Raw genomic sequence first — 25,004 nt, forward strand, 5'->3', positions numbered from 1 at the left:
AGTGTGTTAATATGTATATTATCACAAATAAATGATTATTAGTGTATAAAAATTAAAGGAGTGTTTGTATGAAAAAGTATTTCGGGATTCTTTTAGCAGCGGCTGCTGTATTCATTTTAGGAGCGTGTAGCAGTGGTGGGGATACATCGAGTTCTAGCGAAAAGGACACAAAGACCAATCAGCTAGAGGCTATTAAAAAAGCAGGTGTTTTGAAGGTAGGGACCTCTGCTGATTTTGCGCCTTTTGAATTTCATAAAATGGTCGATGGAAAAGATCAAATTGTAGGTTCTGATGTAGATATGATTCATAAGATTGCAGAAACGCTGGATGTAGATGTAGAGTTTATGGATATGGAGTTTAACGCAGTTCTTACGGCTCTTCAACAAGGGAAAGTTGATATTGCCATTTCTGGAATCTCCGCGACACCTGAACGTCAGAAAACATTTGATTTTACAATGAATTACTATAATCCGCCACAAAAAGTGGTGATTAATAAAAAAAATGCAGATGTCTATACGTCAATTGAATCTTTGAGTAAAAAGAAAGTGGGCGCACAAAAAGGCTCTATTCAAGAGACTGTCGTAAAGGAACAAATTGAGGACGCTCAAATTGTTTCTGTTGCAAAAGTTCCCAACTTGATTATCGAGCTTAACCAAGGTTCTATTGATGCATTGGTGGTAGAAGAAACAATAGCTGCTTCTTATATCGCACAAAATGATGAGTTGATGTTTGCAGATATAGATTTAGTTTCTAGTGAAGATGAAGCATATGCGATCGCTTTACCAAAAGGAAGTACAGAATTACAAGAAGAGCTGAATAAAATTGTTAAAGGGCTAGTAGATGACGGTACAGTAGAAGAATATGTTCAAAAAAATATTAAGCTAGCAAATGAAGGAACGGATAAATAGATTGGAGCAATAAGATATGAATTTTTCTTTCTTACCGCAGTATCTCCCTTATTTCTTATCGGGAACAGTAGTAACATTAATAATATCGATAGTAACCATTATATTAGGCACACTCATTGGCGTTTGTATGGCTTTAATGAAGTTGTCAAAAGTAACTCCGTTAAGATGGCTGGCAAATATTTATATTGAAGTCTTTCGTGGGACACCCATGCTTATTCAAGTGCTCATTGGTTTTGGTTTACTCCAAGGGATTGTCTCAGCACCTACAGTTACAATTGGGGTATTAGCAATTGATTTTGGTCGACTCATCCCAGGAATGCTTGTTCTTTCGTTGAACTCAGGTGCTTATGTAGCTGAGATTGTTCGAGCAGGGATTACTGCAGTCGATTACGGTCAAAGTGAAGCAGCAGGCTCATTAGGTCTTAGACCGATGCAAGCAATGCGCTACGTAATCTTGCCGCAAGCACTCAGAAATATTTTACCGCCGATGGGGAATGAATTTATTATTTTAATTAAAGATTCTTCCCTTTTGTCGACAATTGGCATATATGAGCTGTTGAGTAGTGCGCAAATTGTAGTTTCTGACTCGTTTATTCCATTGGAACCTCTCTATGTTGCAGCAGGAATCTATTTTATTCTGACATTTATCATGTCCAGAGTGCTAAATCTTTGGGAAAAGAAATTAGGAAAAGGGTATCATCGGTAGGAGGGGATTATCATAAATACGTTAATTGATATAAAGGATTTACAAAAAACATTTGATAAGAACGTTGTCTTAAAAGGGGTAAATCAACAAATTCAAAAAGGGGAAGTTGTCGTTGTAATTGGGCCATCAGGTTCAGGAAAAAGTACCTTTTTGCGTTGTATTAACCTATTGGAGGAGCCTACGAGTGGGACAATTATTTTTGATGAAACAGATGTCACAGACAAGAAGAATGATATTTATAAAATGCGGGAAAAATTAGGAATGGTTTTCCAGCAATTTAATTTATTTCCTAACATGACTGTTTTGGAAAATATTACGTTGTCTCCCATGAAAGTAAAAAAAATGAATAAAGAAGCTGCTGAATTAATAGGCATGGATTTATTAAAAAAAGTTGGCTTAGTAGATAAAGCTGATGCATACCCTCAATCACTATCTGGAGGACAACAGCAGCGAATCGCAATTGCACGTGCACTTGCGATGACGCCGGAGGTCATGCTTTTTGACGAACCAACTTCAGCTTTAGACCCTGAGATGGTTGGTGAAGTACTCAGTGTGATGCAAAACCTTGCTCAAGAGGGAATGACCATGGTGATTGTTACACATGAAATGGGCTTTGCAAAAGAAGTCGGCGATCGAATTTTATTCATGGATCAAGGAGTGATTGTCGAGGAAGGAACGCCTAAAGAAGTATTTGAAGAAACAAAAAATCCTCGAACAATTGATTTTCTTTCAAAGGTGCTCTAAAAAAGAATAAGTCTGCTCTAGAGTACTTAAACAGGAAATGAAAGAGAAGCATTTGTGATTTGTAGATACCATGTATAGTACGACAACTTGTGGAGTTGTTGAAGACTATATGTGGTATTTTTTTCGTTGAGTAGGGTACTGGAATAGTGCAGTTAAGCTTTGTTTGTCAAAGAATCAATAAGTTTAGACATTTCTATTTCACAATAGTAGTTTTTTTTAGAGAAATAACGTATAATAAGGGGTTGAGAGGTCGAAATAAAAGTGTTTAGCTCCGAGAAATAAAAAGGAGTGGCTTTTGTTCCTATCGTTTATCAATAGTTAAAGAGTCCAAAACATAACTCTTTTTAGTTATGTCTCAGACTCTTCATTTTTTAATCAAGGAGACAATATGTTTTCAAATTATAAACCAACTTGGATGGTAGATGCCATCTATCAAATTACCCCTTTGCAATTGAAAAAAATGGGCATTAAAGCAGTATTAACGGATTTGGATAATACGCTCATTGCTTGGAACAATCCAGATGGAACACAAGAGCTGTTAAACTGGATTTTAGAAATGAAGAATGCTGGGATTCCCGTTGTCGTTGTATCTAACAACAAGTCAAGTCGGGTTAAGCGTGCGATTCAGCAATTTGAGCTGGATTACGTTGCACGTGCACTGAAACCTTTTGCACGTGGAATTAGATCTGCTCAAAAGAAATTAAATCTTTCAAATGATGAAGTAGTCATGGTTGGTGATCAGATTATGACCGATATTCGTGGTGCAAATCGTGCAGGCATCCGAAGTATTCTTGTGAAACCAATCGTAGATACTGATGGTTGGAATACGCAAATTAATCGTTTTTTTGAACGAAAAATTATGCGTTCTTTAGTAAAAAAACACCCTGAAATGAAATGGCGAGGTGGACTCGAATGACAGAAGTAATTCATTGTATTGGCTGTGGAGCCGAAATACAGACACAAGCCCCTGGTGAGTTAGGTTATACACCAAATGGCGCATTAGAAAAAGGTTTAGCAACTGGAGAAGTCTATTGTCAACGATGTTTTCGATTGAGACATTATAACGATATTCAAGATGTTCATTTAACAGATGACGATTTCTTGCGTCTGTTAAACACATTAGGACAAGAAGATGCTTTAATTGTTAATGTAGTAGACATTTTTGATTTTAATGGCTCTCTTATTCCTGGTCTACACCGTTTTGTAGGAGATAATCCAGTACTTTTAGTTGGAAATAAAGTGGATATTTTACCTAAATCACTTAAAAAATCAAAAATGAAGCAGTGGATGGTTGAACGTGCACACGAAGTGGGGCTACGTCCGATAGATGTTCTTTTAACAAGTGCGAAAAAACCAAATGAGATGGAAGAATTGTTGGCGACGATTGAGAAGTATCGTGAAGGTCGAAATGTCTATGTTGTTGGTGTAACCAATGTTGGAAAATCAACTTTGATTAATCAAATTATCAAACAGACGGCAGGAATTCAAGATCTAATCACAACCTCTCAGTTTCCCGGAACGACATTAGATAAGATTGAGATTCCGCTAGATGACGGGCACTTCTTAATAGACACACCGGGAATTATTCATCGACATCAGATGGCACATTATTTAGGAAAAAAAGATTTACGAATCATTGCGCCAACTAAGGAAATTAAGCCGAAAATCTATCAGCTGAATGCTGGACAAACACTTTTCTTAGGTGGTCTTGCTCGATTTGATTTTATTCAAGGGGAAAGAAGTTCATTTATTGCGTATGTTTCTAATGATATAGAACCCCATAGAACAAAACTGGAAAATGCAGATGCGTTTTACGAAAAACATGTGGGTGGTTTAATACAACCACCACGTGTAGATGAAGTGAAGGACTTTCCTGAGCTGATACGTTTTGAGTTTTCAGTAAAAGAAAAAACAGATATAGTTTTTGCCGGTTTAGGTTGGATTACCGTTACAAGCCCAGGCGTTGTAGCAGGGTGGGCACCAAAAGGTGTAGATGTAATCAAACGTAAGGCATTGATTTAAGAAAGAAGGACGATTATGGCGTTACGCGGAAAACAAAAGCGTTTTTTAAGAAGTCAGGCACACCACTTACAGCCTATTTTTCAAGTAGGTAAAGGTGGAATGAATGAAGCAATGTGGATTCAGATTGAAGAAGCATTAACAAAACGTGAATTGATTAAGATTAGCTTGTTGCAAAATACAGATGAAGTAGCTGAAGATGTAGCAGAGATTCTAGAAAATGAGATTCATTGTCAGGTTGTGCAAATTATTGGTCGTGTATTAGTTTTATACAAGCCTTCTGACAAAGAAAAATATCAAAAAATTTCAAAAGAAGTACGTGCAATTTAAAAAAGGTGGTGCGATCATGAGTATACAAACGTATTCTGATAATAGGGCAACAGTTTTAACTCTGTCTGAAAAAACAGAAGTGACAAATAGAAAACAAGTGGGAATTTTAGGTGGGAATTTTAATCCAGTCCATTTGGCTCATTTAATGATTGCAGATCAAGTTGGTCAGGGCTTAGGACTAGATACAGTTTTCTTAATGCCTTCTTACTTGCCTCCACATGTGGACGAAAAAAAAACAATTGACGCAGAACATCGTTTAGCTATGCTTGAGCTTGCAGTGGAAGAGAATCCATTACTAGCAATTGAAACAATTGAGCTTGATCGAAAAGGAAAAAGCTACACGTATGATACGATGAAGACTTTAACTGAATCAAATCCCAATACGGATTACTATTTTATTATTGGGGGAGACATGGTAGAATATTTACCAAAATGGCATCGGATTGATGAATTGTTAGAGTTAGTCAATTTTGTAGGAATTAAACGTCCAGAGTTTGGTACAGAAACTCCTTACCCGATTATTTGGGTGGATGTTCCAGAAATAGATCTAAGCTCCTCTAGCATCCGAAAAAAGGTGAAAAATGGCTGCTCAGTACGCTATTTAGTTCCCGATAAGGTGAGAGAGTATATTCAAGAAAAGAGGCTCTATCTCAATGAAGAATAGTGAGCAATACACAAGTGAGAAACGTGAACAATTGATGCAGCGTGTTCAAATGCAGATGAGTGAACGACGGTTTAAACATGTTTTAGGTGTTGAGGAGACAGCAATTGCCTTAGCGAAAAAATACGGCGCCTCTCCTGAAAAAGCAAGTATCGCTGCATTAACTCATGATTATGCCAAAGAAAGACCAGATGATGAGTTTATTTTAGTCATTAATCGTGACGGATACGATAAAGAGTTGCTTAATTATGGCAATGCGATTTGGCACGGTCTTGTCGGAGCGGACTTTGTCTCTAGAGAGCTGGGGATTACAGATGAAGAAATTCTCTCTGCTATTCGTTTGCATACTACAGGGGCTGCTCAAATGAGTTTACTGGATAAAATTATTTATGTAGCGGACTATATTGAACCGGGCCGTACATTCCCGGGGGTAAAAGAAGCACGAGAATTAGCATTACTTGATTTAGATGAGGCAGTTGCGTTTGAGACAAAACACACCTTAGAACATTTATTAGCCCAAGAACAAAAGATTTATCCAAAAACAATAGAAACGTATAACTATTGGGTAGCAAAGTAAGCTACAGAGATATCAAGGAGGGAATTATCATAGATAGTCAACAGATGTTAGAAATTGCAGTAAAAGCAGCTGACTCAAAAAGAGCAGAAGATATTATGGTTTTAGAAGTAAAGGAGATTTCTTTATTAGCGGATTACTTTGTTATCTGTTCGGGAAATAGTGAACGTCAGATTAATGCAATTGTGGAAGAAATAATTGAAAAAGAAGAAGAGCAAGAAGTTGAAGTGAAGCGTGTTGAAGGAAAAGATGGTGGAAAATGGGTCTTAATTGATTTAGGGGATGTAATTATCCATGTATTCCATACAACTGAACGTAGCTTCTACAATTTAGAAAAATTATGGTCAGATGCTCCTTTGGTAAGTATTAATGAGTGGGTAAGCTAACATGGCTTACGAAACCTTTGCTTTTGTTTATGACGAGGTCATGGATAGCAGCTTATATGAAAAATGGTTGGCTTTTTCCAAGCGTCATTTTCCAGAGAATACAAAAGAAGTATTTGAGCTTGCCTGTGGAACAGGTGCTTTAGCCGTTTCTTTTGCAAAAGATGGCTATGAAGTAACTGGTTTGGATTTATCAGAAGAAATGCTGATGATTGCAAGCAATCGTGCCTTTGAGGAAGAAGTTGAGGTCCAATTTGTTCAAGGAAACATGCTGGATTTATCAGAAGTAGGGCAATATGAAGCAATTACCTGCTTTTCAGATTCCCTTTGTTATATGGCTAACCGTCAGGAGGTTCAACAAGTTTTTGATGAAGTGTTTCAGGCCTTAAAAGAAGAGGGAACCTTTATCTTTGATGTGCATTCTACGTATCAGGTGGATACTGTTTTTCCTGAGTACAGCTATCACTATCAGACAGATGATTTTGCTTTTCTTTGGGACAGCTATCCTGGAAAAAAAGAACATAGCATTGAACACTTTTTGACCTTCTTCGTGGAGGACCCCGAGGAACCTAGCCGTTTTATACGAGAAGATGAACTTCATCAGGAAAGAACCTATACAATGGAGAACTATTTAACGATGTTGGAAAATGCTGGGTTTCATCAAGTGAAGGCTTATGCTGATTTCACAGATGAAGAGCCTACCGAGACGACACAACGTTGGTTTTTTGTTTGTCAAAAATAGCCTGCCAATAAAAGGTTGGACAGTACCTTAGTGGGGCTGTGCCAACCTTTTTTTAGATAGAACGGAGGGAATAGATGAGAAGCTGTGGGATAGTAGTAGAGTATAATCCTTTTCATAATGGACACTTGTATCACATAGAACAAGCTAGACAGATTAGTCAAGCTGAGGTCGTTATTGCTGTTATGAGCGGGAATTTTCTTCAGCGTGGAGAGCCAGCAATTTTTGATAAATGGGTACGAGCAAAAGAAGCATTAACACATGGTGCAGATATTGTGATTGAATTACCTGTAGAGTGGTCTGTACAATCAGCTGATTATTTTGCCAAAGGAGCGGTTCAACTCCTGCATGCGATGAGATGTGATGCGATTTGTTTTGGTACAGATAGTCATGAGTCATTTGATTACGAAACTTTTGGTTCATTTGTGAAAGAAAATCAGCAGGAAGTGGAGAAAATATTCCAGTCTTTACAAGATTCTTCGCTCTCTTATCCGCAAAAAATGACAGAGGTCTTTCAAAAAATCTATCCGGACATTTCTTTAGATTATACCTCCCCCAATCATATTTTAGGACTTAGTTATGCAAAAGAGAATGCTTTGTATGAATCTCCAATGAAAATCTATCCTATTTTGCGCAACTCAGCGGACTATCATGATGCTGTCTTTTCTTCAGAAAAAATTGCAAGTGCAACGGCTATTCGTAAAGCAGTTAGTGAAAATAGAGAGACAAGCAATTATGTGCCGGAGCAAACACAAACAGATTTGAAGACACAGTATGCTTCAAGCTGGGAAGATTATTGGTCATATCTCCAATATAAGATTCTTTCTACCGAAGTGGAGGAATTAAGGCAGCTTTATCAAATGAATGAGGGGCTAGAGTATCGAATAAAAAGGGCTGCAATAGAGTCAGAAAGCTTTGAACAGTTTATTCAACTTGTTAAGAGTAAACGGTACACACAAACAAGACTACAACGTTTGGCTTGCTATGTTCTGTTGAATATCAAAGAAGAAGAAATCAAACGACAATGGTCGAATCCTTATTTGCATGTATTAGGATTTACGAATAAAGGGCAGCTGTATTTGAAGAAAAAGAAGAAATCTATCAAGGTTCCTTTAATTTCAAAAATTGGCAAAAAAGAAGAACAATATACACTTCTTGTTCGAGGCGATAGAATTTATCAAATGGGCATAAAAAAAGAAGAACAAAATTTTGGTAGAATTCCAATAAGAATAGCAGGTGAAACAAATGAATGAATATGATAATCTTGAATTTTTTGAATCCTATAGCCAAATGGAGCGCTCAAAAAAAGGGTTGGCAGGTGCAGGTGAGTGGCATCAATTTAAAAAACTGCTTCCTGATTTTCGGGGAAAACGTGTGTTGGATTTAGGTTGTGGCTATGGCTGGCATTGCCGATATGCAATTGAGCATGGAGCTTCTTTTGTACTGGGCTTAGATACTTCACAGCGAATGCTTGATCAAGCAAAACAGATGACGCAAACACAAGCGATTCACTATAAGAATATGAAGATAGAGGATGTTAATCAGTTAGAACAGACCTTTGATTGTGTGATTAGCTCACTGGCGTTACATTATGTTTCTTCGTTTGAAGAGGTTGTACAAAAAGTTTATGGATTGCTCACAGAAAAAGGCACTTTTGTATTCTCAGTAGAACATCCTATCTTTACTGCAGAGGGGACAGAGGACTGGATATACGATGAAAAAAAGAACAAAATTGCTTGGCCAGTAGATTCCTATTTTGATGAAGGAATTAGAGAAACAACATTTTTAGGGAAAAAAGTGAGCAAATATCATAAGACGCTGACTACTTATTTGAATAGTCTTTTGATAAATGGATTTGATCTCCTAGAAGTAGTGGAGGCAACACCAGATCCAAGCATGATGGATTTACCTGATATGAAGGACGAGCTAAGACGCCCAATGATGCTGTTGATTTCTGCCAGAAAAAAATAAATGTCTGCTTTCTGAAAAAAGACTTCACAGAAACGGATTTCACAAGTATAATAATACAGGACGTTTTATATTAGAAAAACAATAGATAAAAGAAAGTGACGTGATAGTATGGGTCGTAAATGGGCAAATATTGTGGCAAAAAAGACTGCCAAAGATGCAAATAATAGCCGGATTTATGCGAAGTTTGGAATTGAAATTTATGCAGCAGCAAAATCTGGTGATCCTGATCCACACGCAAATCAAAAATTACGTTTTGTTATTGAACGCGCAAAAACATACAATGTACCAAAACACATTATTGATCGTGCGATTGAAAAAGCAAAAGGTTCAGGAGATGAACAGTATTCAGAACTTCGCTATGAAGGGTTTGGGCCAAATGGTTCAATGGTCATCGTGGACACATTGACAAACAATGTAAATCGTACTGCAGCAGATGTTCGTGCTGCCTTCGGTAAAAACGGTGGGAACATGGGTGTCAGTGGAGCAGTTTCTTACATGTTTGACAATACAGCTATCTTTGGATTTAAAGGGGAAGATAGTGATGAGCTCTTAGAGTATCTAATGGACAAAGAAATTGATGTTCGTGATATTTTAGAAGAGGAAGACCAGTTAATCGTTTATGGTGAGCCAGAAGATTTCCATGCCATCCAGGAAGCCTTGAAGGAAAAAGGAATCGAAGAATTTTCAGTTGCTGAAATTCAAATGCTCGCTCAAAACGAAGTAACGTTAGAAGGCGATGACTTACTAAAATTCGAAAAGATGATTGATGTGTTGGATGATTTAGAAGACGTGCAACAAATCTTCCATAATGTGGATTTGGATTAAAATCGATTCTTTGTCAACTAATGTTGTTTTAAAAATAAGTCACAGAGTTGAGAACATTTCGGTGTTCTCTTTTTGTTTTCTAGATGAGTTCAAAGAGACCTTGTTGGACAAGAATCCGCAGACGTAGGTGACGAAATGTTCGAAAGCCAAAAGCAATTCGTTTGATTACTTGGTTTAGGTTGATTTTTCCTTCTAGTTTCCTGTTAGAATAGCTGTACATCAAGGCATTACAAATGGCTTTTCGATGTTTTCTAAGGTAGAGAACGGCTTTCTCGAGGTCTTTTTTCCAGTTGCTCAATACAAGTATAAAAGCTCTCATATTCCTTATTTTCAAAGGATTCTAAGAGTTCTTGGTAAATTTTATAGCTTTCTCTTAGGTTAGGATGGGATTAAATTGTGAAAAAATAATTCTGGTAGTAAGTCTTCTTTTTTAGCACAGGCGTACGGTACAACAATATGAATATAGAAATGAATGAACCGTGCTCAAATAATGACGACTTAGCTATATACCTTTCAAAAGTTATTGATACTTTGAGTGACAGATTTATCCATTCGTTTTAAGAGAAAAACAGACAAATCTTTATGCTTAACTGCTTTTCTCTTCTCTATTTTTTTTTAATATAGAATTTACTTCTTCTATTTTTTTGGAAAGTTTTCGGATGAGCTTAACTTATTTTAGAATAGAAAAAAATAGCTCGAAGGGATGAAGATGGATCATTTTTAAAGGGAGGCAAGTTTAAAAGGACGTAGTTATTGTTAATGACAAAAACATGTTAGAATAATTAAAGGGAGTGATTAACTTGGATTTATATGGATTAGTAGAAAAAAAACTGAATGAGCTTAAAATTCCTTTTCAAGTAGTGGATCACCCACCAGCATTGACTACGGAGGAAGCTGACAGTTTTATAGAAGGTATTGAAGGTGTGAGAACAAAATCAATGTTTTTGACGAATAAAAACAAAACAGCATACTATTTAGTAATTATGGATGATCAGAAAAGATTAGATATGGATAAGATAAAAGAAGTTACTGGAGAAAAAAGAATTAAAATGGCCTCTGAAAATAGTTTAATGGAAAAAATGAATTTACCCGTTGGTGTAGTTTCAGTTTTTGGACTTTTAAATAATAAAGAAAAAGATATCCAAGTATACTTTGATGAAGAGATTACAAAAGAAACACGTATGAGTTTTCACCCTAATATAAATACTAAAACGATTTTTGTAAATACTAGTGATATTTTTAAATTCCTGCAAAGTATTAATTTCAACTACTCAATTATTGATATTTAGTTCCTTATTTCAGGTATTAATAAAGATTCAATATGAGAATGTTGTTTCAGAAGGGAAAGTCAACCGAGAGATGTATCAGTCGAAGCTTTTTATGAGAATTATCAACTAGATCAAATGATAGATAGTGACATGAAAGAATTGTTTAGAGATTATTTTATGTTGATGGGTGGGTTTGTACAAAGTGTAAGACAAAAAAGTTGAAAACGCTTGCTTTTTATGGTATAAAATAAGTGTAAGGAACGATAAATTCCCATAATTAGTTATTTGAGTAACTTGGTTATTGAAAACAATAGTTGAAGGAAAGAAGGCTAATTAGCACGTACGAAGTAGGCTACGTGTAAGTGAATGGAAGTTCTAAGAAGATACAGAAAGGCGTGGGAATTTGAAATTTTCCTTACTAACTGAATATGGCCTAACAGGTGCTTAATAAAAGGTTGGAGCAACAGTGGACACTCCATCATGAAATGTATGAACGAAAAAAGCAAATAATCCTGTTAGGTCTTTTTTTTTATCAAAAAATATCCTGTTATAGTAGATTCAAAAGAGAAAAAGAAGATAGAAATGTAGTCTCTAGGTGAGAGAAACAGTTAACTAGAAAGTTTCTTAGTATAAAAAATGAGTTCTTCGCACTTTAGTGAACACAATTCCGATGTCAAAATGCGAAGAAGATGGAGCGAATTTTTGCAAAGCCTCACCTTTAAGTCATTTTTTTATTTTTCGATTGTTAACTAGTGCAATTCTATAAGGTAAATGGGTAAATTATGGATTGAGTCTTCTAGAAATGAGTATCTTATGATAAAAGATAGTCTCTATTATTCAATAGGATTTTAAACGTTTAGTCAACAAATTGAAAATATTTAAATGAAAATTCTATTCTATTTTCTGCCTGTGTGGATTGGAAAGAGAATAGGATAAATAATTCTTCTTGTGTAGTGTAAAATATATAGAATAAATTGATAAGGAAAATAGTGAATGATAGTTTAAGAGGAATATTTTTAAAAAACTTTTGTTATTTAATAACGGTTGTTGTTTATTCTTTTTTTGTGAAAAAGAACGTTATTTTATTTAAAATGAGGAGCTCTTTGGGTTTTTATTAGGAGGAAATTATGCTACTATAAAGTGAGAGACGAGTGAGTGGAATTTAGGAAAGCGAACGATAAAAAAGTTCCTTAATAAATTTAAGACTTAACTGTGAAAAAGTGAGATATATTAAGGAGAATTCGGATGATGCAAGCAATTGTCTTAGAGCCTTTTGACCGTATTTTAAGTGGATACCAAAAAATAGAAGAATTGGCTGTACCCGTAGATGCATGTTCTTATTTGTGTAAAACCTATCAATCCTTAGGTGTTCAGGGCTATCAGTTAGCTAACTTTCGAGCGACAGGTTATTTAAATCGTTATTTAACTTGTACATTTGAACATCTTCCAACTTTAGTTTATAAAAAAATTTATCGAATTCCTTTAGCCTTTAGAAAGGTGGAATCTTCACAGCTGCTTTTTTCAGATTCTTATCGTTTTGAAGGGTTTTTAAAATTGCTGGACTGGTATTTAGAACATCAGCCAAATAAAATAGTAATGGATAAACATCGTACAGATTTAAAAAAAGGACCTGTTTATTTAGATAGTGCATTTTTAAATTTTCGATTATCTGAAATAATTGATGGGGCGGGATTCCCGCTTAGCAATTTTTATTCAATCGAGCAGTTCATTGAATGGAACCGTATTTATCGTTTAATTAACAATAAATCAGTTGGACGACATAGTAAGGTATTTGATGAAACTTCTCAGGAAAATCTGTCAGAGCTACGAATTATTTTGGAAATTGTCAGCTTGAAATATGGGCCGACAAACTTTACAGTGTAGTGATAAAAATGAAGTAACTAAAGAGGGTTAGAAGGATTCAGTATAAAAAAGCTAGGCGAAAATCAACAGTGATTTTCGCCTAGCTTTTCTTTAAATTTGAATGACATCAGCCAATGAGTCTTCGACGTTGTTTAATAAGGCACTTGGATGTTCGCTAGATAGTAATGTTAGCTCATGCATCGCTCGTGTGCAAATCGTATAGAGAATTAATTTATCTTGATCAGTAGAAAAAGTATCTGCATTTACATTCCATGCAAATACACGGTCAAATTCGAGTCCTTTGGCTAAATAAGCAGGGATAATGAGTAGCTGTCGTTTCATAAAATCATCTTCATCAATGATCACTTGAACATCATAATGGAGAAATTCAGAAAGCTGTTCATAAAGAGAGAGGCACTCAGCTTTCGTCTTGCAGATAATCGCTGTCCGCCAATATTTTGCCTGCTCTTTTGTCTTCGTTAAGTGATTTACTAACCAATTTAATGCGTGATTTGGCGTTTTGCTTTTAATAATTGTCGGAAGTTTTCCAAAACGAGTCGTTGTTTGAACGCGATCATCTTGGGACAGAAAATGATTGGCGAAATCAGTAATTTCTTTTGTTGAACGATAGCTTGTTGTTAGCTGGAACCGCGTAACAGGCTGTTGTGGAAAAAGCTGATCAATTGAAGTGACGATGGTCTCATTTCCAAAAACTTTTTGATTTAAATCACCACAAAAAGTCATGTTTGCTTTAGGATAAAGCTGTCGAAGTAAGGCCACTTGAGCAGGCGCAAAATCCTGCATTTCATCCACAAAAATATAGCGTGCTTTTTGTTCCACATCCACAGGATGTAGATTTTTCATCAATAGAAAGAACAAGACCGCATCTTCTTGAGGGATTTCCTTATTTATCAAGTCTTTGCGTAGTGCTTTAATCGAATGCAACCATTGGTCTTGTGAGATTCCTTTTTCGTCTAAAACATTTTGTGGAACATTTTGAAGAAAATGCAAGTATTGTTTTTGACTATTTACAAAGCGGAATCGGTGAATCATTCGTTCAATTTTCTTAAACTTCTTTTCGACAACCTGTTTTGCTATTTTTTTGCGTAATTTCTTTTCTTTTTCTTCTGTATAGTCCATGTTGGGATCATTTTCAAAGATTTCTTCGATTAGAGTGTCAACACGTTCTTTGACCCAAGGCTGCCGGCGTTCATCATTTTGAAGACCGCCAAGCTTTCTCAATAATTTGGTTTGCAGCAAGACCATTCGCTGATACATTGGAAGCTGGGTATTTGTTTCTTGGTACCATCCACGAATTTTTTCTTTTGATAAAATGATTCGTCCATCTAATTTCAAGTCACGAAATAGTGGACCAAAATCAGTGATTGCGCTTGTATATCTGGCCATACGTTTCACCAAATGAAGCCCGCTTTTCATTCGCTCAATTTGATTTTCATCACCAGATAAAAATAGTTCTTCACGGTTTACTTCCTCTTTTAATGAAAGCATTGGTAAAAGCTGTTCAATATAGCTTCTAAATGTTTGAGTAGGGATGCCACTTTCTCCCAAAGAGGGTAACACGGTAGAAATATACTCCGTAAATAAATGATTGGGTGAAAAAAGCAGTACTTGTTCAGAATCAAGCCATTTACGATTGTGATAGAGAATGAAGGCCACGCGTTGCAGTAGAGCAGAGGTTTTTCCACTTCCGGCAATTCCTTCAATCAACATTACCTTACTTTGGCTATCTCGTATAATTTGGTTTTGCGATTTTTGAATAGTCGCAACAATGTTTTTCATTCGTGTACTAGAGGCTTCATCTAAAATTTCTAATAAGAAGTCATCATTAATGGCTTCTGATGTATCAACCATAGATAAAATAGTTCCCTCTTTAATTTTAAATTGTCGCTTTAGTAAAAGATCAACATGCAATTGTTCACCAACGGCTTCATAATATGCTTCCCCGAGTTCACCTTCATAATAGAGATTTGCAATAGGTGCTCTCCAATCGATAATGATTGTTTCTTCCTCTTTATCTCGTAAAGAGGCAATTCCTAGGTATAAGGTTTCTACTTCTGCTTCTTCTTTAAAATCAATTCGGGCGAAATACGGACTATCAGACATGGTCGTTAGCGTTTTTATTCTTTTTTCCTGAGCTGCTAACGAATTGTACTTTATTAAGAGCTCTTGTTCGTGCTGACGATATTCAATGACAGACTCATAAAACGATTCATTGGAACCCGTTCGGATTTTATAGTCAGAAGTTTCTTTTGCTTGTTGCTCCATATCTTTGGAAGCTTTATTCTTTTGCTGAAGTAATAGCTGTTTTTCCATATTGATTAGGGAAATTGTGTCCGTTACATGCTGCTGTTCAAGTTGTTTTTCGTTCATGTAGTAGATCCTCCTAAAGTTACAATAACGACTTAAAAGTATAGCACAAAAAGACGAGAAAAGATAATTTTCCCGTCTTAAACTATGGTAAACTAAAGAAGAAATCAGTTTTTACCAATCAAAGAGAAGGCCATACCCTAAAGCTATGATTTCTCGTAAATAATTTGAAAAAGTTGTGGAGGTCTTTGAAGCCGCAGACAACCCACTGACCTGCTTGATTCCCTGCCTTTTTGCAAGCATTTGGGCACGATACATATGGAAATCATTCGTGACAATAGCTACGTGAGTGGGTGAGTAGCGTTCAATTGAAAATTGAATGTTTTCCTGCGTTCGTTTTGAATCAGACTCTTCAAAGATAGATTTTTTTGGAACGCCTTTGTCAATAAGGTAAGCTGCCATAACACTAGCCTCTGTTGCAGGCTCATCAGAACCTTGTCCGCCACTTACGATAATAGTTATTTCTGGATGTTGTTTCCAATAAAGAAAAGCGGTATCCAAGCGTTCTTTTAGTACAGGGCTAGGATAAGCCTCTTCACTAGTCGCTCCACGAATTTGTGCGCCTAAGACGAGTAATGTTTGTACATCATCAGAAGGGGTTGCTTTCGTCTGACTAAAAATAAGAGCAATAACCAATAAGGTATAACAACAGCCTAGAATAAGTAGTATACCTAAATATTTCAACCATTTTTTCATAAAGTAAATCCTTTCTCTTACTATAATTATTGTAACAAACCAAAAAACGAAACGAAGGAATTTCTGACAACTTAGAATTTTCTTTAGAAATTTATGTATTAATTAAACTGTGAGGTGTCTATTTATGAGAACAGAAGAAGAAATGATGCTGCTAATCGTAGAGGTTGCAAAAACTCACCCTGAGGTTATTGCAGTAGGGATGAACGGGTCAAGGACAAATAAGCGAGCACCAAAAGATGTATTTCAAGACTATGATATTGTTTATGTAGTCAATGATATGAAAAGACTGCTGGAAGATCGTTCGTGGATTGATGCATTTGGTGACCGGCTTATCATGCAAACACCAGAAGAATCTGTATTGTTTGAACCTAGTTTAGGGAAGCGTTTCACTTTTTTGATGCAATTTATAGATGACACACGAATTGATTTAACGCTTTGTCCTTTATCAGAGGTTGAAGACTGGTTAGAGGAGGATCGTTTGGTGCGTATTATTTATGATCCAGGCAACCTTCTTCCTCGGGTACCAATTGCCACCGATCAGGATTATTGGGTGAAAAAACCTTCAAACGAAGAATTTTTTGACTGCTGTAAAGAATTTTGGTGGGTGAGTACTTATGTAGTGAAGGGATTATATCGGCATGAAAAGGCCTATGCAACCGATCACCTGTACAACTATTGCTACCATGAGCTTTTGCGTCTATTTAGCTGGCAAGTAGGAGAAAATACACATTATTCGTTAAGCGTCGGAAAAAATTATAAATATTTAAGCAGCTATTTAACAAAAGAAGAAAATGAGGCTTTGAATGATTTACTCGATTTTCGTACAGAGGATAGTTGTTGGCGAAGTTTATGTAATATGGAAGCACTGTTTCATCAAACAGCTGAAAGATTTGCTGAAAGTACGGGGCTTCGATATAACGGAAATGAAGGGCAAGCGCTGATGAGCTACACTCATCGATGGTATAATCAAGCAAAAGAAGAGCCACTTCAAAAAAAATAAAAGTTTCATTAACAGGTATGCCCAAAATGTTGGACGCCAAGAATAAGGGCACTTTGACCGGATGATTCTGTTAATGGAAAATCCTTTTTTCTAACTAAATTTATCTCTTTTAGATAGAATAAAAATACGCTGCATAACATAAGTAGATTAGAAAGTTTTTTCCAATGTCTGCTACGATGGGCGCACCTCAGTTTGAATGATGAGGTGCGCTCTTTTTTACAAAATTAATCAATTCCTAATAAAAACTAGTTTTTTATATTTGAGAGTGATAGTTGTTTTCATTTAAGGGGTTTTGTTTTATTCCATCAGTTGTTTGGGCTACTCTTATACTATAAAGGGATGGAATGATTCATTTCACTCGTCACTTTTATAGAGCTGATCTGATGAAATAGTCAGATTTTGGAGGAATAGAGATGGGACATTTTAAAAAATTTATTTTCACAGTAGCTGTTGGTCTACTTGCACTTATTACGGAATTTGTTTTACATCAGCCGACCTGGTCTTATCTACTCGTTGCCATTGTAGGTGGTATAATGGCTTTTTCTATGCTTATTGAAATGATTAAAACGTTAAAATCGGGAAAGTATGGAGTAGACATACTAGCAATTACTGCAATTGTTGCAACTCTGGCAGTAGGTGAGTATTGGGCAAGTCTGATGGTACTGATAATGCTAACTGGTGGAGATAGCTTGGAAGATTATGCAGGACGTCAGGCAAGTAAAGAATTGCGTGCATTGTTAAATAACTCTCCACAAATTGCACATAAATTAGTCGAACATGCCTTAGTGGATATTGAGGTGGAGCAAGTGCAAATCAATGATACACTTGTTGTGAAGCCCGGAGAAATTGTCCCTGTAGATGGTAGAGTGATTGAGGGAGAATCTACATTTGATGAATCATCACTCACAGGGGAGTCTGCTCCTGTTGAAAAAAAAATGGGCGATGAATTAATGTCAGGAAGCATAAATGGTGATCGATCGGTCAAAGTGAGAGTTGACAAGTTGGCAGCTGACAGTCAGTATCAAACAATAATCAAGTTAGTTAAAGAATCAGAAGCTAAACCTGCAGAATTTGTGCGAATGGCGGATAGATATGCCGTGCCTTTTACATTGATTGCGTATCTTATTGGCGGGATTTCATGGATTATTACGAAAGATCCTGTGCGTTTTGCTGAGGTCTTAGTTGTCGCTTCACCTTGTCCGTTGATTCTAGCGGCACCTATTGCATTGGTGGCAGGAATGAGTCGATCAAGTAGAAATGGGATTGTTGTGAAAACTGGAACGACACTAGAAAAATTAGCCCAGGCAAAATCGTTTGCATTTGATAAAACTGGAACCATAACCAAAGGGCAATTGTCTATTGACCAAATTGTTCCTGTTGCTCAATTCAGCGAAAAGGAATTTCTTCAATACGTTGCAAGTGCAGAGCAAGATTCCAGTCATATTTTAGCCCGCTCTATTTTGAATGAAGCAAAAGGAAAAGTTAACTTTTTGCCTGTAACAAACTTAGAAGAAGTAACTGGCTCAGGCATTAAAGCAACGATTAATCAAAAAGAAATAAAAATAGGCCGAGCAGAATTTGCAGGAACAATTCCTAATGACACGAGTCAAACAATTATTTACGTTTCACTTGATAATCAATATATCGGGTATATGACGTTCAAAGATGTAGTACGAACAGAGTCAAAACAAACTTTGTCCGCTTTAAAAGAATTAGGAGTACAAAATTTAGTTATGCTGACTGGAGATCAACAAGAAATTGCAGAAGAAATTGCACATCAGGTAGGAATTACAAACGTGTATGCACATTGTTTGCCTCAAGATAAGATAAGTGTGCTAAAAAACACAAAGAAAGAAGAACGTCCCATTGTTATGGTTGGCGATGGAGTAAACGATGCACCAGCCTTAGCCGTTGCAGATATTGGGATTGCTATGGGTGCGCATGGATCGACGGCCGCGAGTGAAAGTGCAGATGCTGTCATCTTAAAAGATGATTTAACGCGTGTTTCTACAGCAGTAAAAGTAGCGCAGGACACGATGAAAATAGCTCGACAATCAGTTTTAATAGGAATATTTATCTGTGTTGGTTTGATGTTAGTTGCCAGTACAGGTGTGATTCCAGCTCTTTTGGGTGCAGCTCTTCAAGAAGTGGTTGATACGGTATCTATTTTAAGTGCATTGCGTGCTAAAAACGATCAATAAGTTATTTTAAAAACTATTCTAGCCCATAATTTTTGGTGTTTAGAATAGTTTTTTTGTAGAAAACAAGAATAATCAATACGCATACATCATTTACTATGCTATGATGACAAAAAAGGATATAGAATTTGGAGGAAGAAATGCATATGAATCAATCAGTAAAAGAGTATTGGCAGCAGTTTGCTAAACAAAATCAACTAGAGGCGTCCTATGAAGCATGGTCTTTTGGGAATACTCCTGAAATGGCAGATGAGCTTGTTCAATTAGTGATTGAAGGGACCAAAAGAGCAACGACTTCTGCCTATCCTTTGTATGAAATTGAAGGAGAAATACTGCCTAAAGCAAATGAATATAGTATTTTACTAGATGGAAACTTTTTGCCTAGAGCGATTATTCGGACAACAAAAGTTGAAATTACTGCTTTTAATAAAATTTCTGAGGAATATGCGTATATAGAGGGTGAAGGCGATAAAAGTTTACCTTATTGGAAAGAGGAACATAAACGAATGTTTGACGTTGAGATGAAGAATCATGGTCAAATTTTCACTGAGGAGATGCTTTGCGTGTGTGAATATTTTGAGTGTGTTCATAGTTAGGTAAAGAAAAAGAACCCTACTCATTTAATCAGTTTATTTTTGAGTAACTAATGACAGAAAATCTTCTTTTGGGAATGATTGACAATGAATCTACCTTGCACTAAAGTTAAAGAAAGTTTAGCTAAGTGACAGATAAAATTAATGAAAAGGAACGTGAAAAAAGATGCCATTTGTACATGTAGAGTTAGTTGAAGGGCGTTCAAAAGAACAGCTCGATGGAATGATGAAGGATATTACAGAAGCCGTTCATAAGAATACAGGTGCACCAAAAGAGCATATCCACGTAATCGTGAATGAAATGAAAAAAGGGACCTATGCAGTTGACGGGGCATGGAAAGAGTAAAAAAATTATTTTACGTAGGAAAGACTTGCATTTTTTGAATAGAAGTGTTTAAATTAACACATAATTGATTGATGAGAAAGACACCTGCACTTGTTTGTCGTCTGTTAGAGAGGAAAACCTAGGCTGAAAGTTTTCTAGAATGACGCAAGGAATGACCACTTTCGAAACCTTTGTTGAAACAAAGGCGGTCGGACCGTTAACACGTTGAGGAACACAATAAGTGTTTGAACATTAGGTGGAACCACGAATTTTCGTCCTAGTATCTTTAGAGATACTAGGATTTTTTTTGGTTTTGAGAGAAACAGGAACTCAACTTTTTCAAAAAAATCAACTTTAGAGGAGGAAATAACTATGGCAATTAACGTTACATTTCCAGATGGAGCAGTGAAAGAATTTGAATCTGGTATCACCACTTTAGCAATCGCTGAAGGAATTTCAAAAGGACTTGCTAAAAAAGCATTAGCTGGAAAATATAATGGAGAACTGATTGATTTAACACGTCCTATAGAAGAAGATGGAAAGATTGAAATTATTACACCTGATCATGAAGATGCCTTAGGAATATTACGTCATTCTAGCGCCCATTTAATGGCTAATGCAATGCGTCGTTTATTCCCATCTATTCATTTTGGCGTAGGACCAGCGATTGATTCTGGCTTCTACTACGATACAGATAATGGGGAAAATCCAATTACTGCTGAAGATTTGCCAGCTATTGAAGCAGAAATGATGAAAATTGTAAAAGAAAATAATCCGATTGTTCGAAAAGTAGTCACAAAAGAAGAAGCGCTAGCCTTATTTGCAGATGATCCTTATAAGGTAGAGCTAATCACTGATTTACCTGAGGATGAGGTGATTACGGTTTATGATCAAGGAGACTTTGTTGATTTGTGTAGAGGTGTTCACGTTCCTTCAACTGGTCGTATCCAAGTGTTCAAATTATTGTCTGTCGCAGGTGCATATTGGAGAGGGAACTCTGATAACCATATGATGCAGCGCGTGTATGGAACAGCCTTTTTTGATAAAAAAGATTTAAAAGAATTTATCAAAATGAGAGAAGAAGCAAAAGAACGTGATCATAGAAAATTAGGAAAAGAATTAGATTTATTTATGGTTTCTCAAGAAGTAGGTTCAGGGCTACCTTTCTGGTTACCTAAAGGGGCAACTATTCGTCGTACCATTGAACGTTATATCGTAGACAAAGAAATAAGTTTAGGATATCAACATGTCTATACACCAATTATGGCTGATGTTGAGTTATATAAAACTTCTGGACATTGGGACCATTACCATGAAGATATGTTCCCTCCTATGGATATGGGCGATGGTGAAATGCTTGTGTTACGTCCTATGAATTGTCCGCATCACATGATGGTTTATAAAAATGACATTCATTCTTATCGCGAACTGCCTATCCGTATTGCAGAATTAGGAATGATGCATCGCTACGAAAAATCCGGGGCTTTATCAGGATTACAACGTGTACGAGAAATGACATTGAATGATGGTCACACCTTTGTTCGCCCTGATCAAATCAAAGATGAATTCAAGCGTACACTTGAATTGATGGTGGCTGTTTATGCAGACTTCAATATTACAGACTATCGTTTCCGCTTAAGTTACCGTGATCCAAATAATACAGATAAATATTTTGATGATGATGCAATGTGGGAAAAAGCACAAGTGATGTTAAAAGCGGCTATGGACGAAATGGAATTAGATTATTTTGAAGCAGAAGGTGAAGCGGCCTTTTATGGTCCAAAACTTGATGTACAAGTAAAAACAGCAATGGGCATGGAAGAAACGCTGTCAACTATCCAGTTAGACTTCTTGTTGCCAGAACGTTTTGACTTAACTTATGTCGGTGATGATGGAGAAAATACACACCGTCCTGTCGTTATTCATAGAGGAATTGTTTCAACGATGGAACGTTTTGTCGCTTATTTGACAGAAGTTTACAAAGGCGCATTTCCTACATGGCTTGCACCTATTCAAGCGACAATTATTCCAGTTTCTGTGGAAGCACACTCTGACTATGCACATACTATAAAAGAACGATTACAAGCTCAGGGACTGCGAGTAGAAGTGGACGACAGAAATGAAAAAATGGGCTATAAGATTCGTGCATCGCAAACACAAAAGGTTCCTTATCAATTAGTTGTAGGGGATAAAGAAGTAGAAGAGGCAACAGTAAATGTTCGTCGATATGGTAGTAAAGAAACAAGTGTAGAAGAATTGAACATTTTTGTTGATTCAATGGCTAATGAAGTGAAGAATTACAGCCGTTAATTAAATGGTAAAAAAGAACGGATAGAATATCCAGAGTAGCAAACAGCTACTCTGGATATTTTTTGTATTAGTTTTCCACAAAAAAAAGGAAATAAAAAATGTTTCACATTATAATGCGTATAGTTTATTGTAAGGCGCTAATTTTAAAGTGTTTCAAAATGTAGAAACAGAAAATAAAAAAAACTGTGAAACATTTAGAGCTGTGTTTTTAAAGAGATAATTAAATCTTTTCTTAGAAGACACTTTTTCTCTTTTTAAATAGAAGATTTTTGGTTACAATAGAACAATGAGTGATTATGCCTTTTTAGGCGTATACATATAGAGGATAAGTTGGAAGGATTACGATAAGATGAAGAAAGATTCAGGGATAGACAATAAAAAAGAAGTTCATTATGAGACAAAGGAAGAGCAGGCAAGGCGCTCTCATATACCTTTTCGTTTAAATTTTCTATTCTTTATCATTTTTACGCTGTTTGTTGCATTAATTGCGCAGTTAGGCTCGCTGCAAATTATTAATAAAAAAGATATCGATAAAAAGATAGAAGCATCATCAACGACAGAGGTCAGTGTTAGCACGCCACGTGGAATGATTTATGATGCGAAAGGACGCGCTTTAGTAGAAAATAAAGCAAATGCAGCAATCACATTCACAAGAAATAACTCGATGGGAGCAAACGATTTATATGAAATAGCAAATAATCTTGCAGAGCTAATTGAAGTTAAACCAGACAAATTGTCTGAACGTGATAAAAAAGATTATTGGCTTGGCAACAAAAACAATTTAAAAACTGCACAGAAACGCTTGACTGATAAGGAACAAAAAGAGACTGATGTCGGTAAGCAATACCTTGCAACGGTTGATAAGGTAACAGATGAGGAAATCAATTTTTCAGACGAAGAGATGGAAGCTGCGACTATCTTCAAACGAATGAATAGTGCCTATGCATTAAACACTGTCTTTGTAAAAAATCAAGAGGTTACAGATAAGGAACTTGCGCTCGTTGCAGAGCATGCAACGGAGCTTCCAGGCATATCGACTGGAACGGATTGGCAACGCGAATATCCGTACAAGGGTTCTTTGACAGATATATTAGGACGAGTTTCAAGTGAAAAAGAAGGTATCCAAGCTGACGATTTAGATGAATATCTTGCTAAGGGATATGCTAGAAATGATCGGGTAGGAACAAGCTTGTTAGAAAAGCAGTATGAAGAAGTTCTACAGGGAACCAAGACAAAATATGAAATAACTGTTGATCAAAAAAATGAAGTAGTTAGTAAAAAAGAAACGAGTTCGGGAGAAAAAGGTGACAATCTAGTTTTAAGCATCGATTCGGAATTTCAGGAGAAAGTCGAAGGAATTCTAAAATCTAACTTTGAAGATATGATTAATAGTGGAAAAGCGAAGTATTCTCCAGGTGTTTATGCGGTGGCAATAAACCCAAAAAATGGTGAAGTTTTAGCAATGTCAGGCTATCAGCACACGCCGGAAACAAGTGACTTAGAGCTGAGACCATTAGGAACGATTTTAGATGCTTATACGCCTGGATCTGTGGTAAAGGGTGGAACGCTGACCGCTGGATATGAAGCAGGCGTGATAACAGGCAACGATGTGCTTGTCGATGAACCTATCTATATTCAAGGCTCTGCAGTGAAAAAATCTGTTTTTACTACGGATTATCCACAAGAAATTTCTGCTCAAAAAGCATTAGAATTATCTTCGAACGTTTATATGATGCAGATTGTTTTTAGAATGTTAGGGATTAGCTATGAGCGTGGAATGACGATGCCGTATGCTGCTGAACAAGGGGAAATATTTGGAGAGCTAAGAAAAGGATTTAACGAGTATGGTATGGGCGTAAAAACAGGGATTGATATTCCTAATGAAGAAATCGGCTTATCATGGACGAATTTCGGAGATAATGGTCCAAATGCCGGAAATCTACTAGACTTATCTTTCGGACAGTATGATACGTATACTCCGATGCAGTTAGCTCAATACGCAGCAACAGTTGCCAATGGTGGGAAACGAATTGCTCCTCACGTAGTGAAGGGTGTTTATGAAAATAAAGAAGATGGCACTTTAGGCGAAGAAAAAGAAAAAATCGGACCTAAAGTTTTAAATGAAGTAGATATAACAACTGACCAAATGAATATCATTCGTCAAGGGTTTTACGATGCAGTGCATGGGACGGATGCATTTACGACTGCTAAAAGTCTAGCAAATGCTAAGATGACTGTTTCTGCCAAAACAGGTACAGCGGAAACAACCGCACCTGGACATCCTGAGGTTGCTACTGTAAACAGTAATATTGTTGCTTATGGACCATCAGATGACCCTGAAATCGCGATTAGTGTGGTATTACCAAATCTGATTGACGAAAAAGATCATAAAAATTTGGTTATCGCACAAGAAATATTAGATGCTTATTACGATATGTATATGAAATAAAGAGATTAAACTATCCTTAAATTTACTTTTCTAACAGTTTTATGAAGCTGTTAG

The 25,004-nt window shown here is 36.3% G+C and carries 24 protein-coding genes; 21 read left to right on the forward strand and 3 right to left on the reverse strand.

All coding sequences use genetic code 11. The features are described 5' to 3' along the window. The first annotated feature begins 68 nt into the window (after nucleotides 1-68). From I589_RS15550 to I589_RS15610, 13 genes are all read left to right on the forward strand, one after another. On the forward strand, nucleotides 69-908 hold the full coding sequence (locus I589_RS15550; protein WP_010767259.1) for a transporter substrate-binding domain-containing protein: 840 nt from the start codon (nucleotides 69-71) through the stop codon (nucleotides 906-908). Between the two features lie 16 nt (nucleotides 909-924). Then, nucleotides 925-1,614, forward strand: coding sequence for an amino acid ABC transporter permease (locus I589_RS15555; protein WP_010767260.1), 690 nt, complete (start codon nucleotides 925-927; stop codon nucleotides 1,612-1,614). A gap of 12 nt (nucleotides 1,615-1,626) precedes the next feature. Next, the gene (locus I589_RS15560) at nucleotides 1,627-2,358 is read left to right on the forward strand and encodes an amino acid ABC transporter ATP-binding protein (RefSeq protein WP_034685448.1); all 732 of its coding nucleotides are present in this window, start codon (nucleotides 1,627-1,629) and stop codon (nucleotides 2,356-2,358) included. 388 nt (nucleotides 2,359-2,746) lie between these two features. Next, nucleotides 2,747-3,274, forward strand: a complete 528-nt coding sequence (locus I589_RS15565; RefSeq protein WP_010767262.1) for a YqeG family HAD IIIA-type phosphatase — start codon at nucleotides 2,747-2,749, stop codon at nucleotides 3,272-3,274. Beyond that, entirely contained in the window at nucleotides 3,271-4,380 is a 1,110-nt protein-coding gene (gene yqeH, locus I589_RS15570; RefSeq protein WP_010767263.1) for a ribosome biogenesis GTPase YqeH, read from the forward strand. The genes I589_RS15565 and yqeH overlap by 4 nt, the downstream gene beginning before the upstream one ends. Nucleotides 4,381-4,395: 15 nt before the next feature. After that, the gene (gene yhbY, locus I589_RS15575) at nucleotides 4,396-4,707 is read left to right on the forward strand and encodes a ribosome assembly RNA-binding protein YhbY (RefSeq protein ID WP_010767264.1); all 312 of its coding nucleotides are present in this window, start codon (nucleotides 4,396-4,398) and stop codon (nucleotides 4,705-4,707) included. A 16-nt stretch (nucleotides 4,708-4,723) separates the two neighbouring features. Next, on the forward strand, nucleotides 4,724-5,371 hold the full coding sequence (locus I589_RS15580; RefSeq protein WP_010767265.1) for a nicotinate-nucleotide adenylyltransferase: 648 nt from the start codon (nucleotides 4,724-4,726) through the stop codon (nucleotides 5,369-5,371). Continuing rightward, nucleotides 5,361-5,945, forward strand: a complete 585-nt coding sequence (gene yqeK, locus I589_RS15585) for a bis(5'-nucleosyl)-tetraphosphatase (symmetrical) YqeK (RefSeq protein WP_010767266.1) — start codon at nucleotides 5,361-5,363, stop codon at nucleotides 5,943-5,945. Before I589_RS15580 ends, yqeK begins: the two co-directional genes overlap by 11 nt. A 44-nt stretch (nucleotides 5,946-5,989) precedes the next feature. Beyond that, complete coding sequence (gene rsfS, locus I589_RS15590) at nucleotides 5,990-6,328, forward strand: ribosome silencing factor (protein ID WP_010767267.1); 339 nt, start codon at nucleotides 5,990-5,992, stop codon at nucleotides 6,326-6,328. A 1-nt stretch (nucleotide 6,329) separates the two neighbouring features. Next, nucleotides 6,330-7,067 carry a class I SAM-dependent DNA methyltransferase gene (locus I589_RS15595; RefSeq protein WP_010767268.1) on the forward strand — a complete coding sequence of 246 codons (738 nt, stop codon included), beginning with the start codon at nucleotides 6,330-6,332 and terminating at the stop codon, nucleotides 7,065-7,067. Nucleotides 7,068-7,141: 74 nt separating this feature from the next. Beyond that, nucleotides 7,142-8,317: a nucleotidyltransferase gene (locus I589_RS15600; protein WP_010767269.1), complete on the forward strand. Its 1,176-nt coding sequence runs from the start codon at nucleotides 7,142-7,144 to the stop codon at nucleotides 8,315-8,317. Beyond that, the gene (locus I589_RS15605; protein WP_010767270.1) at nucleotides 8,310-9,035 is read left to right on the forward strand and encodes a class I SAM-dependent methyltransferase; all 726 of its coding nucleotides are present in this window, start codon (nucleotides 8,310-8,312) and stop codon (nucleotides 9,033-9,035) included. The genes I589_RS15600 and I589_RS15605 overlap by 8 nt, the downstream gene beginning before the upstream one ends. Before the next feature lie 108 nt (nucleotides 9,036-9,143). Further along, nucleotides 9,144-9,860, forward strand: coding sequence for a YebC/PmpR family DNA-binding transcriptional regulator (locus tag I589_RS15610; RefSeq protein ID WP_010767271.1), 717 nt, complete (start codon nucleotides 9,144-9,146; stop codon nucleotides 9,858-9,860). Between the two features lie 79 nt (nucleotides 9,861-9,939). Here I589_RS15610 and I589_RS18215 read toward each other — a convergent pair whose 3' ends face one another. After that, on the reverse strand, nucleotides 9,940-10,179 hold the full coding sequence (locus tag I589_RS18215) for a transposase (protein WP_071875913.1): 240 nt from the start codon (nucleotides 10,177-10,179) through the stop codon (nucleotides 9,940-9,942). A 481-nt stretch (nucleotides 10,180-10,660) separates the two neighbouring features. Here I589_RS18215 and I589_RS15615 point away from each other — a divergent pair, with 481 nt between their 5' ends. Together I589_RS15615 and I589_RS15620 are read left to right on the forward strand one after the other, a co-directional pair. Continuing rightward, the gene (locus I589_RS15615) at nucleotides 10,661-11,149 is read left to right on the forward strand and encodes a prolyl-tRNA synthetase associated domain-containing protein (protein ID WP_010767272.1); all 489 of its coding nucleotides are present in this window, start codon (nucleotides 10,661-10,663) and stop codon (nucleotides 11,147-11,149) included. 1,224 nt (nucleotides 11,150-12,373) lie between these two features. Continuing rightward, complete coding sequence (locus I589_RS15620; protein ID WP_010767273.1) at nucleotides 12,374-13,012, forward strand: hypothetical protein; 639 nt, start codon at nucleotides 12,374-12,376, stop codon at nucleotides 13,010-13,012. 90 nt (nucleotides 13,013-13,102) lie between these two features. Here the strand turns inward: I589_RS15620 and helD are convergent, their stop codons facing one another. Together helD and I589_RS15630 are read right to left on the reverse strand one after the other, a co-directional pair. Then, on the reverse strand, nucleotides 13,103-15,382 hold the full coding sequence (gene helD, locus I589_RS15625; protein WP_010767274.1) for an RNA polymerase recycling motor HelD: 2,280 nt from the start codon (nucleotides 15,380-15,382) through the stop codon (nucleotides 13,103-13,105). Nucleotides 15,383-15,493: 111 nt separating this feature from the next. After that, nucleotides 15,494-16,075 (reverse strand): YdcF family protein, encoded by a 582-nt coding sequence (locus I589_RS15630; protein WP_010767275.1) that lies wholly within the window; start codon nucleotides 16,073-16,075, stop codon nucleotides 15,494-15,496. Between the two features lie 124 nt (nucleotides 16,076-16,199). On the opposite strand from I589_RS15630, the gene I589_RS15635 reads away from it, so the two are divergent. The 6 genes from I589_RS15635 (at nucleotide 16,200) to I589_RS15660 (ending at nucleotide 24,950) form a co-directional block, all read left to right on the forward strand. Further along, nucleotides 16,200-17,075: an aminoglycoside 6-adenylyltransferase gene (locus I589_RS15635; protein ID WP_010767276.1), complete on the forward strand. Its 876-nt coding sequence runs from the start codon at nucleotides 16,200-16,202 to the stop codon at nucleotides 17,073-17,075. Between the two features lie 413 nt (nucleotides 17,076-17,488). Further along, the gene (locus I589_RS15640; protein ID WP_010767277.1) at nucleotides 17,489-19,276 is read left to right on the forward strand and encodes a heavy metal translocating P-type ATPase; all 1,788 of its coding nucleotides are present in this window, start codon (nucleotides 17,489-17,491) and stop codon (nucleotides 19,274-19,276) included. Between the two features lie 137 nt (nucleotides 19,277-19,413). Beyond that, nucleotides 19,414-19,869 carry an ASCH domain-containing protein gene (locus tag I589_RS15645; RefSeq protein WP_010767278.1) on the forward strand — a complete coding sequence of 152 codons (456 nt, stop codon included), beginning with the start codon at nucleotides 19,414-19,416 and terminating at the stop codon, nucleotides 19,867-19,869. Nucleotides 19,870-20,032: 163 nt separating this feature from the next. Continuing rightward, complete coding sequence (locus I589_RS15650) at nucleotides 20,033-20,212, forward strand: 2-hydroxymuconate tautomerase (RefSeq protein WP_010767279.1); 180 nt, start codon at nucleotides 20,033-20,035, stop codon at nucleotides 20,210-20,212. A gap of 351 nt (nucleotides 20,213-20,563) precedes the next feature. After that, nucleotides 20,564-22,501 carry a threonine--tRNA ligase gene (gene thrS / locus I589_RS15655; protein ID WP_010767280.1) on the forward strand — a complete coding sequence of 646 codons (1,938 nt, stop codon included), beginning with the start codon at nucleotides 20,564-20,566 and terminating at the stop codon, nucleotides 22,499-22,501. Nucleotides 22,502-22,850: 349 nt separating this feature from the next. Continuing rightward, nucleotides 22,851-24,950: a penicillin-binding transpeptidase domain-containing protein gene (locus I589_RS15660; protein WP_010767281.1), complete on the forward strand. Its 2,100-nt coding sequence runs from the start codon at nucleotides 22,851-22,853 to the stop codon at nucleotides 24,948-24,950. The last annotated feature ends 54 nt before the right edge of the window (nucleotides 24,951-25,004 follow it).

It is taken from the genome of Enterococcus phoeniculicola ATCC BAA-412 (assembly GCF_000407505.1).
Lineage (GTDB): Bacteria > Bacillota > Bacilli > Lactobacillales > Enterococcaceae > Enterococcus_K > Enterococcus_K phoeniculicola.

Excerpts from the sequence above, each read along its gene's own strand:
- I589_RS15605 (WP_010767270.1), top strand. The coding sequence starts at position 8,310 with ATGAATGAATATGATAATCTTGAATTTTTTGAATCCTATAGCCAAATG.
- I589_RS15595 (WP_010767268.1), top strand. The coding sequence starts at position 6,330 with ATGGCTTACGAAACCTTTGCTTTTGTTTATGACGAGGTCATGGATAGC.
- I589_RS15550 (WP_010767259.1), top strand. The coding sequence starts at position 69 with ATGAAAAAGTATTTCGGGATTCTTTTAGCAGCGGCTGCTGTATTCATT.
- yqeH (WP_010767263.1), top strand. The coding sequence starts at position 3,271 with ATGACAGAAGTAATTCATTGTATTGGCTGTGGAGCCGAAATACAGACA.
- I589_RS15600 (WP_010767269.1), top strand. The coding sequence starts at position 7,142 with ATGAGAAGCTGTGGGATAGTAGTAGAGTATAATCCTTTTCATAATGGA.
- I589_RS15620 (WP_010767273.1), top strand. The coding sequence starts at position 12,374 with ATGATGCAAGCAATTGTCTTAGAGCCTTTTGACCGTATTTTAAGTGGA.
- helD (WP_010767274.1), bottom strand. The coding sequence starts at position 15,382 with ATGAACGAAAAACAACTTGAACAGCAGCATGTAACGGACACAATTTCC.
- I589_RS15640 (WP_010767277.1), top strand. The coding sequence starts at position 17,489 with ATGGGACATTTTAAAAAATTTATTTTCACAGTAGCTGTTGGTCTACTT.
- I589_RS15650 (WP_010767279.1), top strand. The coding sequence starts at position 20,033 with ATGCCATTTGTACATGTAGAGTTAGTTGAAGGGCGTTCAAAAGAACAG.
- rsfS (WP_010767267.1), top strand. The coding sequence starts at position 5,990 with ATGTTAGAAATTGCAGTAAAAGCAGCTGACTCAAAAAGAGCAGAAGAT.
- I589_RS15660 (WP_010767281.1), top strand. The coding sequence starts at position 22,851 with ATGAAGAAAGATTCAGGGATAGACAATAAAAAAGAAGTTCATTATGAG.
- I589_RS15630 (WP_010767275.1), bottom strand. The coding sequence starts at position 16,075 with ATGAAAAAATGGTTGAAATATTTAGGTATACTACTTATTCTAGGCTGT.
- yhbY (WP_010767264.1), top strand. The coding sequence starts at position 4,396 with ATGGCGTTACGCGGAAAACAAAAGCGTTTTTTAAGAAGTCAGGCACAC.
- I589_RS15645 (WP_010767278.1), top strand. The coding sequence starts at position 19,414 with ATGCATATGAATCAATCAGTAAAAGAGTATTGGCAGCAGTTTGCTAAA.
- I589_RS15635 (WP_010767276.1), top strand. The coding sequence starts at position 16,200 with ATGAGAACAGAAGAAGAAATGATGCTGCTAATCGTAGAGGTTGCAAAA.
- I589_RS15565 (WP_010767262.1), top strand. The coding sequence starts at position 2,747 with ATGTTTTCAAATTATAAACCAACTTGGATGGTAGATGCCATCTATCAA.
- thrS (WP_010767280.1), top strand. The coding sequence starts at position 20,564 with ATGGCAATTAACGTTACATTTCCAGATGGAGCAGTGAAAGAATTTGAA.
- yqeK (WP_010767266.1), top strand. The coding sequence starts at position 5,361 with ATGAAGAATAGTGAGCAATACACAAGTGAGAAACGTGAACAATTGATG.
- I589_RS15580 (WP_010767265.1), top strand. The coding sequence starts at position 4,724 with ATGAGTATACAAACGTATTCTGATAATAGGGCAACAGTTTTAACTCTG.
- I589_RS18215 (WP_071875913.1), bottom strand. The coding sequence starts at position 10,179 with ATGAGAGCTTTTATACTTGTATTGAGCAACTGGAAAAAAGACCTCGAG.
- I589_RS15610 (WP_010767271.1), top strand. The coding sequence starts at position 9,144 with ATGGGTCGTAAATGGGCAAATATTGTGGCAAAAAAGACTGCCAAAGAT.
- I589_RS15555 (WP_010767260.1), top strand. The coding sequence starts at position 925 with ATGAATTTTTCTTTCTTACCGCAGTATCTCCCTTATTTCTTATCGGGA.